Source organism: Bacillus sp. 05T21 (assembly GCF_056396785.1).
Genome location: NZ_JBFTMD010000003.1, coordinates 132349 through 146548 on the forward strand (window position 1 = coordinate 132349; position 14200 = coordinate 146548).

Consider the following 14200-nt stretch of genomic DNA (forward strand, 5'->3'; position numbering starts at 1 on the left):
CCTTTAAAATGAAAAAATCGCTATCCTGTTTGTAGAAATATACAAAAATGATGGCGTTTTTGTGTGGATCTTTTGATTCAAGATGAGTTTCATTATTCGCTGAAGAATTACAGTCATCTCAGCATTTTATCTTTATATCAGCATGCTATTATCTTGATATAACTATGTTGCATTTAGTAGTGACAGAAATAGTGAAAGATTTCTAATTGGTTAACATATAAAATGAACTATTTCTTCATAAAAATAAAATTAATCGTGGGGAAGATGAAATATGCAAAGAACAATTTTAATTGTAGAAGATGAAGATATTTTACGTGAAATAATGAAGGATTACCTACTAAATGAAGGATATAACGTCTTAGAGGCGATTGATGGAAAAGAAGCATTATCTATATTTGAAGAACATGAGGTGCATTTAATTATTCTAGACATTATGTTACCGGAATTAGATGGTTGGGCGGTCTGCCGGCGAATTCGTAAGAAATCTAATGTACCTATTATTATGCTAACGGCTCGGGTGGATGAAGATGATACTTTACTGGGATTTGAACTGGGAGCAGATGATTATGTTACAAAACCATATAGTCCTCCTATTTTATTGGCAAGAGCAAAACGATTAATTGAAAGCCGATATACTTCTACTGTTGTTAATGTATCTATTGAAGACACATTAACTAGTAGTGGTATCCATGTACATTTCCCTTCTCGTACAGTAACTGTAGATGGGGAAGACATAAGTATGACACATACAGAATTTGAAATCTTAACGTATTTCATGCAAAATCAAGGGATTGTAATTTCGAGAGAACAACTAATCACTAAAATTTGGGGTTATGAATTCGCTGGGGATGATCGTACTGTTAATAGTCATATCCGTAATTTGCGTCATAAATTAGGGCAAAAAGCGACTTGTATTGTAACCGTTGTGCGAACTGGTTATAAATTTGAGGGACAGGTATGAAAAAGGGAATTGTATTAAAACTATTTATATTAACAACGGCATTATGCACACTTATTTTAGTGACTATTTTTATTGGACAAACCATATTTTTTAAGCAATATTATTCGAATCGAAAAGTTAATGATATTAAAACAAATATTCAATCCTTTGAAAAGGCATATATAAAAGCTGGAGATGACGTGAAAAGGATTCAAGAGTTGGAACAAAATTTCTACCAAGATAATGCGACATGGATTACAACGTTAGATAATGTAGGGAATATAAAATATGCAAATGATTTTTCTTTAGAAATTCAGTTAGATCCTAACGAAAATAAGACCTTTTCTGAACGTTCAATTCAGATACCGTTGTATAGTTTTATCAATTTAGAAGATATACAAAGGATAAAATATAGTTTAGAACAGGGGAATCATATTATTATCGATGGAGTACAGAAGGGGGATATAGTGGTTCCTGCGATGTTAACAATAAAAGAGAAGAATGTTGGGCTAGAGAACAAGCAACTATCAGAAATGTTATATGGACAAAAAAACGCATCTTCAAAAGAAAGTTCGCAATTATATTTAGCAGGAAGCATTAAGAACGTGCAATTACCGGAGGGGACTGTAGGAACTAATTCTATTTATGGAAATCGTGTGTTAATAGATAGAATAAAACAATTTCAGGTTGATTTAATATTAAATCAAAAACCAAATAATATTACTTCTACAGAAACAGTGGATTATGAAGAAAATGATATTAAATATAAACTATTAATCAAACCAACAAAAGATGCAGATGGTAAGATAAGCTATATTTTTGCTATGACATCATTACAGCCAGTTGATGAAGCTGTGCAAATGATAAAGGATTATTATGTATATTTAATTATCTTTGTTTTGATTTTAATCGTTTTGATATCGTTCTATTATTCAAATAAAATCGCCAAACCACTATTACAAATAAATGATACTACAAAAAAAATTGCTGGTTTAGATTTCTCAGAGACGATACCTATTACTACAAAGGATGAAATAGGTGCTTTATCACAAAATATTAATACACTTTCTAAAGCGTTGCATTCGTATATTAATCAATTGCAGCAAGATATAGAGAAAGAAAAGCAATTAGAAAATACACGTAAAGAATTTATCGCTGGTGTTTCACATGAGTTAAAAACACCTTTAAGTATTATGAAGAGCTGTATTTCAATTTTGGAAGATGGTGTTGCTAGTAATAAAAAGGATTATTACTTTAAAGCAATGTCAAAAGAAGTAGATAAAATGGATATGCTCATTATTGATATGCTAGAGTTAGCAAAATTCGAGTCTGGTACGTATAAAATGGAAATGGATGTTTTCCATATTGATGAGATGATTGATTATATATGTGAGCAGTTAACCTCGGATATAACGGCTAAGCAATTACATGTCCATAAACAACTTTCTAAAATTGAGGTAGTTGCAAATCCACATCGAATAGAACAGGTGGTTACTAACTTTATTACGAATGCGATTCGTTACACACCAGAACATGAGGATATTATTATTTCTACAATAGAAGAAAATGAACGTATAAAAGTATGTGTAGAAAATAAAGGGGCTCATATCGCGCCAGAACATTTAGAGAAAATATGGGATCGTTTTTATCGAGGGGATACGTCTCGTCAACGCTCTAAAGGTGGAACAGGATTGGGCCTTGCCATTTCAAAGAATATATTAGAGCTGCATGGCGCGGAATATGGTGTTTCGAATACAGAAGATGGAGTGTTATTTTTCTTCTATTTAAATAAAAACGTGTAGAATTGTCGTTCTACACGTTTTTATCATTTTTAAACAAAATCGACATTATCTGCATTTTATCTTTATCAGCATTCATTAATATCTTCATTAGAAACGGAATGAAAAGCTGATAAGGAGATTGTTAAAATGAAAAAAAGAGTGACATTGCTTTTATTTATAATATTAATAATGGGCACAGGAGTTAGTTTCATACATGCTAAGGGGCATAAAAATATATCACAAGAGGATTTACGATTAAGAGGAAAAACAATTGTAATTGATCCAGGGCATGGTGGAGGAGATAGAGGGACGAAAGGAAAGAAATTTGGAACGATTGAAAAAGAGCTTAATTTAAAAGTAGCACAAAATATAAAGAAAGAATTAGAAGAAAGAACGGATGCAAAAGTTATATTGACGCGTGAAAAAGATGCGAGTTTACTTTCAGAAACAAAACAAAAGGAAGAATTGCAAGCGCGTGTCAAAGTAGTGAAAGAACATGCGGCGGATCTTTATATTAGCATTCATCATGATGCTTTTGAGGATACAAATGTAAAGGGAATAACAACTCATTACGGAGCTAATAAAAGAAAAGATAAAAAGTTAGCTAAGATTGTACAAGAAGCTATTTTTGATCAAAATATAGACAGCCGTGATAGAGGCATTCATGGAAGTGATTTTCTTGTCTTACGAGAAAATCCTTCTCCGGCTATCCTAATTGAGTTAGGGTTTACATCTAATGCGAATGATGAAAAAAGAATGAATTCAGAAGAATTCCAAACAAAATCGCAAAAAGGTATTGTGGATGGCATTATTAATTATTTTATTATGTAATAAAATAGGCAAATAGAAAAATACTATTCTTTCTAAATCTTAATTAGGAAGAGTAGTATTTTTTATTTTGGGTGTATATCCAGTTTTCAAATTTAAGAATTAACTTAACCTTATTCTTTAACTGATTTCGACATTATCTGCATTTTATCTTTATCCGTCTCTATTAATCTATTTATTGTAAATACCGGTTGAAACGAATGATTCAGTCGAGTAAAGGCTCAGCTTTATAAATAATGAATATGAAAATCAATAGGGAAAGGATCGAAAAATAATGAAAGAATCACAAAGTAAGAAAAAAACAAGTCGATTAACTAAGGTAATAATATCTCTAGGAGTTGTTTTAGCAACGACCTTTTTCACTTTCTTTTTAATTGGAAAATGGCACTCTATCCCAGCGAAGGGAGTAGCTAATGAAAGTATGAAACAAGTTAATACGCAACAACAAGAAAAGAAAAAGGAAACATCACCGACAAAACAAAAAAGACCTGATGGAAAGCCAGTAGGAAAAGTTGTTTATTTAACATTTGATGACGGTCCTAGCGAATTGACTGGGAAATTTTTAGATGTACTAAAAGAGCAAAATGTTGCTTCGACATTTTTTATGCAAGGTAGTAATTTACAAAATACAGGTTTTCAGGAAAACGTAAAACGAGCAGTAAAAGAAGGACATTATATTGGTGCACATAGTATGACACATAATAGTGATAAGCTATACAAAAAGGGACAATTTGTACCAGAGATGAAAGAAACGTTAGATCTTATCCATAATATTACGGGTACAACTCCTAAACTAGTCCGTCCACCATATGGATCTGCACCAGGATTAAAGGGCGAGGAAATTCGTAATCAAATTGTAGAAGCAGCAATAAAAGTTTGGGATTGGACAATAGACTCAAATGATTGGAAATTAAAAGATAATCCAACTCAGATTATCGAAAATGTAAAGAAACAGACAACAGAAGAAGTAGAAGTTGTTTTAATGCATGAAAAGGCGCAAACATTACAAGCTCTTCCGGAAATTATTAAATTTTATAAAGAGCAAGGGTATGAATTTGGGGTATATAATGATGAGGATCATTTTCGTCTAAATTTCCAGAAAGATCAACGTTTATAGTATAAACATAGTTATTTTAAAAGGTGTTTTTATTACTAAATCAATAATTAAGCCAAAAGTCGATTTCCTATACGATAAAGAAATCGGCTTTTTCTTTATGAAATTTTGCTTTGCGTATGAAGTCCGTATTTTAAGTTGAATATATTGATCAACGGTATTCGTATCGCAAACAGCTTATAAAGGGGATAGCACCGCCACATTGCTATCAAGCTAAGCTTAAATAAGAATTAATTCAACTGAAATTTTTCTTTTTCCTAGATAGATGTATCCTAAAAATAAGGTTATACCGCTTATCAAACATGCAGTTTTTGCAAAAAAACATTTACATACCTTCCCGCAAATATGTTAGAAAAATCTTTGCAGCACTTGAAAATGTTTGATGTTTTTTCCAAAGAATATTTAATCCAGCCTCTAGCATAGGAGATAGGGGGCGGAAGCAAAGCGTACTTTCCTCAGAAGTATTCATAAGCTTATCAATACACAATGCATAGCCTATATTTTCTTTTACGAGTAAGGATGCATTATAGAGTAAATTATATGTACCTATAACATTTAAGTTTTCAATTTCCTCTCCAAGCCATCCTGATAATTCATTACTTACAGCGGTTTGTCTTGATATGATAAGAGGTTTATTTAGTAAGTCTGTTGGATGGATATAAGCTTTTTCAGCTAAGGGGCTGTCTTTTCGCATAAGTACGCCCCATACATCAGTAGCTGGCAACTTTAAGTAATCATATTTTTGTTTATTTGCTGGCTCAATAACGATACCAAAATCTAATAAACCACTATCTAATTTTGTTGTAATGTCATCAGCATTGCCGCTATATAAATGAAATTTAATGCTGGGATGATGGGCAACAACTTTTTTTATAGTTTGTGCAATGAACTGCATTGCCTCTGTTTCTCCAGCTCCAATATGAATTTCTCCACTAATAATTTCAGATTGCTGATTAAAATTAGCTTCTGTTTTTTCTACTAAATCCACAATTTCTTTTGCTCGCTCCAATAAAAACATACCTTCGTCTGTTAAAGTGATTTTTCGATTTCCTCTTACAAACAAAGTAGTTCCAAGCTCTTCTTCAAGGTTGTTTAATTGTCTTGATAATGTAGGTTGTGATAAATGCAATGAATTTGCAGCAGCAGATATATTTTTTTGCGTTGCTACCGCAATGAAGTAGCGTAATACACGTATGTCCAAAAAACTCTTCTCCTTCGTATGCTTATTTGTTATAGGAACGTGTTCAATATAGGTATTTGTTATCTTGATAATACCATTTTATAATCACATTACCAAAATCATTGATGAGAAGTGAAAGAGGAGTTGAAGTGTTTTTTATGAAGAATTCAAAAAGTGTATTAATTTTTATATTAGCAGTAGGGGTTTTCGGTATTCTTAATACTGAAATGGGGTACATTGGCCTGCTTCCAGCATTATCAGATCATTTTGATGTAAGTGTTTCGAAGGCAAGCTTAATGGTTAGCCTGTTTGCACTCGCCATTGCCATTGCGGCCCCAACGCTTCCTTTAGTTTTTTCGGGTGTAAATCGAAAAACGGTTATGTTATTAGTACTAGGAATCTTTATTATCGGTAACATTATTTCAATTTTTACAACGAATTTTACAGTTGCTTTAGTTGCACGGGTAATTCCGGCTTTCTTCCATCCAGTGTACGTATCGATGGCTTTATCAGTAGCAGCAACTTCAGTTAGTACCAAAGAAGCTCCAAAAGCAGTTGCCAAAGTGTTTATTGGGGTTTCAGCTGGTATGGTTTTAGGTGTACCGATTGTCAACTTCTTAGCAAATGTATTTACACTTGAAATATCGTTAGCTCTTTTTGCACTTGTTAATATTTTTGCGTTTATTATGACGATACTATTTATTCCCTCTATGCCTGTTCAGGAAAAGCTTTCTTATGGTTCGCAGCTCAAAATTTTAACAAAGGGCATCGCATGGCTATCAATACTTGCTGTAACATTTTTAAATGGAGCGGTATTTGGAATTTATAGTTATCTAGCTGAATATTTAGATGTTGTAACAAGAATGTCGCCATATATGATAAGTATCATGTTATTTGCTTATGGGTTGGCGAATATTATCGGGAATATTCTTGCAGGGAGATTACTGATAATAGCTCCTGTCCGTATGGTAATCATTTATCCAATTGCTCTAATTGCATTATATATTGTCTTTTTCTTTGTAGCAGACCTTGTGATTCCAACGGCAATTCTTATTGTAATTTGGGGTATTTTTGGCGGGATGGGGGGCAATGTCAACCAATATTGGATGATGTCTTCAGCATCTAATTCACCTGATTTTGTTAATGGATTATTTTTAACTTCTTGTAATTTAGGGACAACAATTGGTACCGGGATCGCAGGCATAATTATTGCACAAATTGGAACGGAATATATTTTATTTGTAGGTATATTTGCATTAGTATTAGGGTTCATTTGTATTCTGCTTCGCAATATGTTGTATAAATCTACAAATGCCTAAATGCTATTTTACGTTACATTACTGTGGAAAAGCGTATTCGGGGTGTGTTATGAAGAAAATGAGTAAGTTTTTATTGCTTTTCATTGTAATGCTAGTATTAACTGCTTGTGGTAGTTAAATATTTAATACGTAGCAATCCTATAACTCTGGGAAAGTTTGTTTGTGATTACAAAGAATTATTCTTATAATAATATAAATAATCTATTTTTTAGAATCAGAAGGGATAGCTATGCAAGGTAAAATTATTGTTATGTTTCAAAAAGATTTTCGTTTATATGATAACCCAGCTCTATTTGAGGCTGTTCAGTCCGGTGAGGTTTTTCCGGTATATGTACAAGATGAAATTTTTTCAATGGGGGAGGCGTCAAAGTGGTGGTTACACCATGCTATAGTAGATGTCCAAAAGCAACTTGAGGCATTGGGCTCTACTTTAATAATTCGTAAAGGAAATACACAGGAAGAAATACTTTCTCTCATAGAACAATTAGGTATAACGGCTGTATATTGGAATATTTGTTATGATCCGGACAGATTACAATCTAATCAAAAAATGAAAATGATGTTAGAAGATAAAGGTATTATCTGCAAGGAATTTAATTCACATTTATTATTAGAACCGTGGATTATTAAAAAGAAAGATGACACTGAATATAAGGTTTTTACGCCTTTTTACAATGCATTTCAAAAGCAGTCAATACCTAAACCTATTAGTAAAGTGCAGAGTATAAAAGGGGGAAGCTCTCTACCAGCAAGCTTATCCATTTCAGAATTACATTTGCTGCCGACTATACCGTGGACATCTCATATTGAATCAATATGGGAGCCTACAGAAGAAGGGGCATACAAAACATTTAAGAAATTTTTCTCTAGTAAATTAGCATCTTATAGTGAAGGAAGGGATTTTCCAAATCAATACGCTCATTCAATGTTGGCACCTTATCTTTCATTTGGTCAAATATCAGTGAGGTTGATGCATCATTACTTAATAAATAAAAGTACCGAAAGACAATGTAGTCTTTTTGAAAAACAAGTGAATAGTTTTATACGTCAATTAATTTGGCGAGAGTTTTCTTATTATTTGCTACATCATTATCCATTTACAATATATAAACCTCTTAATAAAAGCTTTGAAAATTTTCCATGGAATAATGAAGAGGAGTTATTAAGAGTATGGCAGAAGGGTGAAACTGGTTATCCGTTTATTGATGCGGGAATGCGGGAATTATGGCAAACAGGTTTTATGCATAATCGGGCAAGGATGGCTGTAGCCTCTTTTCTTGTAAAGCATTTGTTAATTCCGTGGCAAGAAGGAGCAAAATGGTTTATGGATACACTACTAGATGCTGATATTGCAAATAATACAATGGGATGGCAATGGGTTGCTGGAAGTGGAGCAGATGCATCACCGTACTTTCGTATTTTTAACCCTATCACACAAGGAGAAAAGTTTGATAAAAATGGAGAGTATATAAGAAGATGGGTACCAGAATTAAGAGATATACCGAATAAATATATACATGAACCTTGGGAAGCACCTGAGCATATTTTACAAAAGGCCAATATTAAGCTTGGTAATACATATCCTTTTCCAGTTGTTGATCATAAGGCAGCACGGGAGAGAGCACTTTGTGCATATAAAAGTATGAAAGAATTTGTATAAAATAAATGAATTAATTAATATGAATTTGATATGTAAAGGTTATAATGAAAAGTATAAGAATGTCCATTTACATATTAAAGTTTTATTCATTGAAAGAGCATACGAATCATATAGAGTTTCTAAAACCTTCTATTGAAAAAGGAGAATGTTTATGAAAAAATCTAGTATCATAGTGTTTTTACTAACATATGGTTTGTTTTATGTTTCTAGTATTTTATTTCCAATTGATCGTATTTGGTACGATGCGCTAGAAAAGCCGTCTTGGACACCTTCTGGTATGACAATCGGAATTATTTGGGCTATATTATATGGACTTATTGCATTATCAGTTGCAATTATTTACAACAAATATGGATTTAAGCCAAAAACATTTTGGTTTTTATTTCTTTTAAATTATATGTGCAATCAGGCGTTCAGCTACTTTCAATTCAGTCAAAAAAATTTGTTTTTAGCAACAGTAGATTGTTTACTAGTCGCTATTACTACGTTACTTCTCATAGCGCTTTCTTCCAATTTATCTAAAGTATCGACATGGTTGCTAATTCCATATTTTTTATGGGCTGCATTTGCTACATATTTATCTTGGACAATTTATAGTATAAATTAAAGACGCAAATAAAAACTTGAGTATAATAAAAATGCTCGAGTTTTTATGTTTATTAATGATAATCTAAAATATAGAATATATATATCTTAGGGAGGTCATATATGTGAAGAAGTGGATGAGAATTTTTCTGTACTCTTTACTAGGTATTTTACTTATGGGAAGTATTACGTTTTTTGTTTGGTCTCAGTTTACTTATAAACCAACGAAAGAGGCTTTGTCGTTAGTAGATGATAAAAAAGATGAAGAGAATATAGTTTTTGGAGAGAAAGATGCTAAAATAGGGGTTATTTTTTATCAAGGAGCTAAAGTAGAAGTTGAAGCTTATAGTTACTTAGGGGAAGATCTTGCAAAAGATGGACATTTTGTAGTGATGCCTAAGTTACCATTAAACTTAGCGATATTTGGAATAAATGTGGTAGACAGTGTAATTGAAAAGTATCCTGAAGTTCAAAAATGGTATGTTGCTGGACATTCAATGGGGGGAGCTATGATTTCTAAGTATGCCTTTCAACATGAAGATAAGGTAGACGGGATCATTTTCTTAGGCTCTTATCCTGCAGATAATTTCTCTACTAAATCGATGCCAATGTTATCAATTTATGGGGAAGTAGATGCTTTAGCAACTGTAGAAAAAATAGAGAACAGTAAAAAGTTAATGTCAAAGAATACAACTATGCACATGATAAAAGGGGGCAATCATGCTAATTTTGGCATGTATGGTGAACAAAAGGGTGATAATGCCAGCTTAATTACGCCAAAAGCACAACGAGATGAAACAGTGAAAGCAATTGAACAATGGATATTAAAACAATGATAATTAATTTAATAAATTTATTGAAAGAATTCTCTTTCCTCAAGTGTGTTAAGGGAGATGGCCCAATGGTAGGTGGAAGAGGTAATAAAGAGCCAGCTCATACGAGTAGGCTCTTTTATTTCCAATTGGTCCTTTATTTTCTCGGGAATCTCCTTTTCAGAAATAACGTCGTAAGAATAGACATACTTTCCTTTCACATGAATTTTCAAGTAAGTTTTTCTTATAAAATCATTAGGGGTGCTAGTTCCTACTGTATATTCTTTCTCATTTCTTGATTCATCAACGCCTTTTAGTGAGTACATAGTTCTTCCTTTATGATGATAATCCGGAACGCCATATCCTTTCGCAATGGCGTATACATTTTTTTCTTCAGCAATCGGATTAAATTTGTCCAAATCCCCGCGTAATATGAAAGGTAGTAAGTATATAGGGAGGCTTATTCCTATTATGCAAAGTACAAATTTCTTCATAATTGTTTCTCCTTTTATGTATTTACATTTTCAGTATAGAAAAAACTTCTTATGAATATAGAGGGGAATTCCTTAAGTTTTTCTTAAAAAAATTTTAAAAGTAAGGTTATTTTAACCAAAATTTTCATGAAAATACCTATCAAAAGAACGAATGTTCTTTTGATAGGAGTGATAACCTTGCATGATTATTCTCTTTTACCAAATCGCATTATTCTTTGTGTAGATCTTCGTAGCTTTTATGCGAGCGTATCATGTATTAAAAAAGGACTTGATCCACGTTATACAAAATTGGCTGTCGTAGGAGATGTGAATCGGAGTGGATCGATCGTATTGGCAGCAACACCGCCATTAAAAGCGTTAGGAATAAAGAAGATGGCTCGTTTGTATGAAATACCGAAGCGGCAAGATAATATTATTGTGAATCCAATTATGCATACGTATGTGAAATGTTCAAATTACATAACGGGTTTAGCTTAACAGTATGTCGCACCGGAAGATTTTCATCAATATAGTATTGATGAGTTTTTCATGGATATGACCGCAAGTATTCATTTATTTGCGAGTAATCCGTGCGAATCCGCATTAAAGTTCAAGCGAGAAATATATGAACGTACACGGCTCGAATTTACGATTGGTATTGGGCCAAACTTATTATTGAGTAAAGTAGCTTTTAAAACATAAGAACAAGCTATTAGAAAGTGAAAATGAGCACTTAAAAACACAACTAAAAAAAGAATTAGGAGAAGTGTATGAAAATTTATAAATATGTGATGTTGTCGTATCAGTTTTAAGATAAAACACTTAATAGAGCCAGTGGCTTTGAACACTTTTATTTTGAGAGAAAAGAATTTAAATCATAATGATACATATTAAAATCTTTTGCAAATATTTCTTGAACCAACTGAGTTGTTTCTGCATCATAAAAACTATCATAAGTAGGTAATCGTGGGAAAAGAGGGGTTGTGATATCACCGTCTGCATAAACTCCTTTGTAAATCATCTTACTCTCTTGATAATGCCAAGCCTTTGATAACAGATCTAATGGTGATTTTTTTAATTTATATACTTCTTCTAGTTTCGAAATTCCTGTGTTGAAATTTTCTAGATAAATATAGTTCGTAACGAATTCCTCTTCTCCTTGTATATATTGTTGTGTAAAGTGAGGATCTACTTGATCTAATTTGGTCATGTGTGCTTTTAAATAATACAAAAATAGTTTAAAGGAAATGGGTTTATTGCAGGTTTCATCACCATACAAAAATTGTCGAATGGGTTTCCATGCGGGATTCTCAAAATTTGGTGGCGGAATCAGAGCAACAAAAGAACTTACTGCTCTTCTATAAGGATTTCTTACTAGTTTGTAAGTATTCTTCTCTTTAGTTTGTAATCCACTAGCTAATTGTGCTAAATAATGTGTAGAGTTTTTATATACTTCATACTCATAGTTGTGAATGAACGGGTTGTATTTTATCGCTTCTTTAAATAAATTAATTTGATAAAAAAACCAGTGGGCTAGCGAAGTACAACCGCTTTTTTGGCTCCAAAATAAGATTAGGGGAAAATCTTTATGGAAATGAGGGGCACGCCCTTGCTTGTATATAAAATTATATAGTTCTGTATGATCCATTTTGAACCTCCATTCTTATATAGCAAAAGCATAAATTTTTTTTAATAAGCGATAACTAACTTTAGTCCACTAACACCAATAATGATAGCTAGAAATATTTGAAGGGGTTTAACGGGAATCTTAGTGGAGAATTTACTACCAAGTATGACACCTGGGATAGAACCAATGAGTAAATGAATTAACAAGAGATAATCTACGTTGCCTAAATTCATATTTAGTATGCTTGCAACCGTCACTAATAAAAAAGCATGTGTAATATCTGTGCCTACTAACTCGGATGGTCTCAGTTGATATAAATATATCATTGCAATAGCGAATAAAGAGCCTGACCCCACAGAAGTAAGTCCCACGATAAAACCGAGTATTGCACCAATAAGAATTGTTAGGCTCTTTTTTTGTACCATAGTCTGTCTTTGAAAATAATTTTGTGTAGATTCATTATAGAAAAATGCCTTTATTAAAATAGAAATTGCCGCAAGGATTAGAACATATCCTAATATATACTTTATAATTCCTTCTCGACTATAGTGAAAGATCGGTAAGAAATGAATCGTTACTACTGCGATAATTGCACTAGGTATACTCCCAATAGCTAGATATTTTACTAGTCTAAAATTGATGGTCTTCTGTTTCCAGTGTTGGGATATTCCAAACATTTTAGTAATAGAGTTATATACTAGATCAGTTCCAACAGCTACAGAAGGACTTATACCTAATGTTAGAAGAAATGGAGTCAGTAATGCGGCCCCACCTATCCCTGTTACTCCAACCAATCCCCCTATGATGAAGCCCATCATTATAATAGAAATACTCATTGTAATTCCCCTTCCATACCGCTGGCTTTTAATAGTGGTTTTCGTTTTTAAAGAGACTCTATGCATAGTGGGGGTTATAGGTATATTAGTTAAAAATTAATTTCATTCTTTTTATATCCATATGCTTCAAAATCGTCATTATATATTTCTAAATTTGTGTAGTAATCAATTTTATTTTTGTATATTTCAGATTCATAGTAATGAATGAAAGGTGCATATTTCATTACTTCCTCATATAACCCAATTTGGAAGAAAAACCAATTCGGCAGGGAAGTGCAACAGCTTCTGTGACTCCAAAATAAAATTATAGGGAAATCCTTATGATAATGTGGAATCCGTTCGCCACACCCAATCAATTCTTTAACATTGTCCTTCATTATTTATGATATTTCATACTGGTAGTTATAACGAACACTTAAATATAATCGTAACTACTCATACCATTGTATTTAAACATTACTGTAAAGGTACTCATTTGCATATAAAATCCCAGTGTATTAAAAATAACTTATATATGTACCTGAATTTTCTAAGCATATCGAAACGTAATAATTACTTATCAAATTTTAAAATATAGAAATCTGTTATAAGGAGAATTATGTATGAAGATATGTGTACAAAGATAGAGGGATTAATATAGCTACAATAATTTGAAAAATGTCTTGATAATATGGTGAAGTGGCAACCGTTTGCCAGTATGCCAGAACAGTTCGCAGTTATTAAAGAAATTATAAGTGAACAAATGAAAGTCCCGCGTCCAATCTTAACGCAAGATGCAAAGGAAATGATTGAAAATAAGCTGCTATGTTCATTTTTAGGTGAAGAAGAGGTTTTACTTACATATTATAAAGATGGCTATCTATATAAAAATTACATAACAGTAGTTGATAGTAATCCAATAAATGAGACGATTACTTGTGCGGATTACGGATGCTTTTCATAATAAAAGAATGTTTAAGTTTGGTGATGTAATTGAGGTGAATTAGAGGGGGAAATATCTCTTCCTAACTTAATTATATCATGTAAATCAAGTTCGAAATAGACT

At 32.4% G+C, this 14200-nt stretch carries 11 protein-coding genes and 4 pseudogenes; 10 read left to right on the plus strand and 5 right to left on the minus strand.

Features of this window, described 5'->3' with window-relative positions; translation table 11 throughout:
* The first annotated feature begins 271 nt into the window (after nt 1-271).
* From AC1DKZ_RS09265 to AC1DKZ_RS09280, 4 genes are all read left to right on the plus strand, one after another.
* The gene (locus tag AC1DKZ_RS09265) at nt 272-961 is read left to right on the plus strand and encodes a response regulator transcription factor (protein ID WP_476996065.1); all 690 of its coding nucleotides are present in this window, start codon (nt 272-274) and stop codon (nt 959-961) included.
* Nucleotides 958-2742 carry a sensor histidine kinase gene (locus AC1DKZ_RS09270; protein ID WP_476996066.1) on the plus strand — a complete coding sequence of 595 codons (1785 nt, stop codon included), beginning with the start codon at nt 958-960 and terminating at the stop codon, nt 2740-2742. The genes AC1DKZ_RS09265 and AC1DKZ_RS09270 overlap by 4 nt, the downstream gene beginning before the upstream one ends.
* Nucleotides 2743-2868: 126 nt before the next feature.
* On the plus strand, nt 2869-3552 hold the full coding sequence (locus tag AC1DKZ_RS09275) for an N-acetylmuramoyl-L-alanine amidase family protein (RefSeq protein ID WP_476996067.1): 684 nt from the start codon (nt 2869-2871) through the stop codon (nt 3550-3552).
* 271 nt (nt 3553-3823) lie between these two features.
* On the plus strand, nt 3824-4666 hold the full coding sequence (locus tag AC1DKZ_RS09280; RefSeq protein ID WP_476996068.1) for a polysaccharide deacetylase family protein: 843 nt from the start codon (nt 3824-3826) through the stop codon (nt 4664-4666).
* 322 nt (nt 4667-4988) lie between these two features.
* Here AC1DKZ_RS09280 and AC1DKZ_RS09285 read toward each other — a convergent pair whose 3' ends face one another.
* Nucleotides 4989-5864 (minus strand): LysR family transcriptional regulator, encoded by an 876-nt coding sequence (locus tag AC1DKZ_RS09285; protein WP_476996069.1) that lies wholly within the window; start codon nt 5862-5864, stop codon nt 4989-4991.
* A 104-nt stretch (nt 5865-5968) separates the two neighbouring features.
* Here AC1DKZ_RS09285 and AC1DKZ_RS09290 point away from each other — a divergent pair, with 104 nt between their 5' ends.
* The 4 genes from AC1DKZ_RS09290 (at nt 5969) to AC1DKZ_RS09305 (ending at nt 10243) form a co-directional block, all read left to right on the plus strand.
* Nucleotides 5969-7162, plus strand: coding sequence for an MFS transporter (locus AC1DKZ_RS09290; protein ID WP_219303011.1), 1194 nt, complete (start codon nt 5969-5971; stop codon nt 7160-7162).
* 229 nt (nt 7163-7391) lie between these two features.
* The gene (locus AC1DKZ_RS09295; RefSeq protein ID WP_476996070.1) at nt 7392-8822 is read left to right on the plus strand and encodes a cryptochrome/photolyase family protein; all 1431 of its coding nucleotides are present in this window, start codon (nt 7392-7394) and stop codon (nt 8820-8822) included.
* Nucleotides 8823-8973: 151 nt separating this feature from the next.
* Nucleotides 8974-9429, plus strand: a complete 456-nt coding sequence (locus AC1DKZ_RS09300; protein ID WP_242311056.1) for a TspO/MBR family protein — start codon at nt 8974-8976, stop codon at nt 9427-9429.
* A 103-nt stretch (nt 9430-9532) separates the two neighbouring features.
* Nucleotides 9533-10243: an alpha/beta hydrolase gene (locus tag AC1DKZ_RS09305; protein ID WP_476996071.1), complete on the plus strand. Its 711-nt coding sequence runs from the start codon at nt 9533-9535 to the stop codon at nt 10241-10243.
* A gap of 116 nt (nt 10244-10359) precedes the next feature.
* Here the strand turns inward: AC1DKZ_RS09305 and AC1DKZ_RS09310 are convergent.
* Nucleotides 10360-10713 (minus strand): annotated as a pseudogene (locus AC1DKZ_RS09310) (YxeA family protein); the annotation flags it as partial.
* Nucleotides 10714-10890: 177 nt separating this feature from the next.
* Between AC1DKZ_RS09310 and AC1DKZ_RS09315 the strand changes: the two are divergent.
* Nucleotides 10891-11382: pseudogene (locus tag AC1DKZ_RS09315) on the plus strand (Y-family DNA polymerase); the annotation flags it as partial.
* Nucleotides 11383-11542: 160 nt separating this feature from the next.
* On the opposite strand, the gene AC1DKZ_RS09320 reads toward AC1DKZ_RS09315, so the two are convergent.
* From AC1DKZ_RS09320 to AC1DKZ_RS09330, 3 genes and pseudogenes are all read right to left on the minus strand, one after another.
* Nucleotides 11543-12340 carry a sulfotransferase family 2 domain-containing protein gene (locus tag AC1DKZ_RS09320; protein ID WP_219303001.1) on the minus strand — a complete coding sequence of 266 codons (798 nt, stop codon included), beginning with the start codon at nt 12338-12340 and terminating at the stop codon, nt 11543-11545.
* A gap of 41 nt (nt 12341-12381) precedes the next feature.
* Nucleotides 12382-13155, minus strand: a complete 774-nt coding sequence (locus AC1DKZ_RS09325) for a sulfite exporter TauE/SafE family protein (RefSeq protein ID WP_375371240.1) — start codon at nt 13153-13155, stop codon at nt 12382-12384.
* A gap of 143 nt (nt 13156-13298) precedes the next feature.
* Nucleotides 13299-13532: pseudogene (locus tag AC1DKZ_RS09330) on the minus strand (sulfotransferase family 2 domain-containing protein); the annotation flags it as partial.
* Between the two features lie 293 nt (nt 13533-13825).
* Between AC1DKZ_RS09330 and AC1DKZ_RS09335 the strand changes: the two are divergent.
* Nucleotides 13826-14141 (plus strand): annotated as a pseudogene (locus tag AC1DKZ_RS09335) (YolD-like family protein).
* Nucleotides 14142-14200 lie beyond the last annotated feature (59 nt).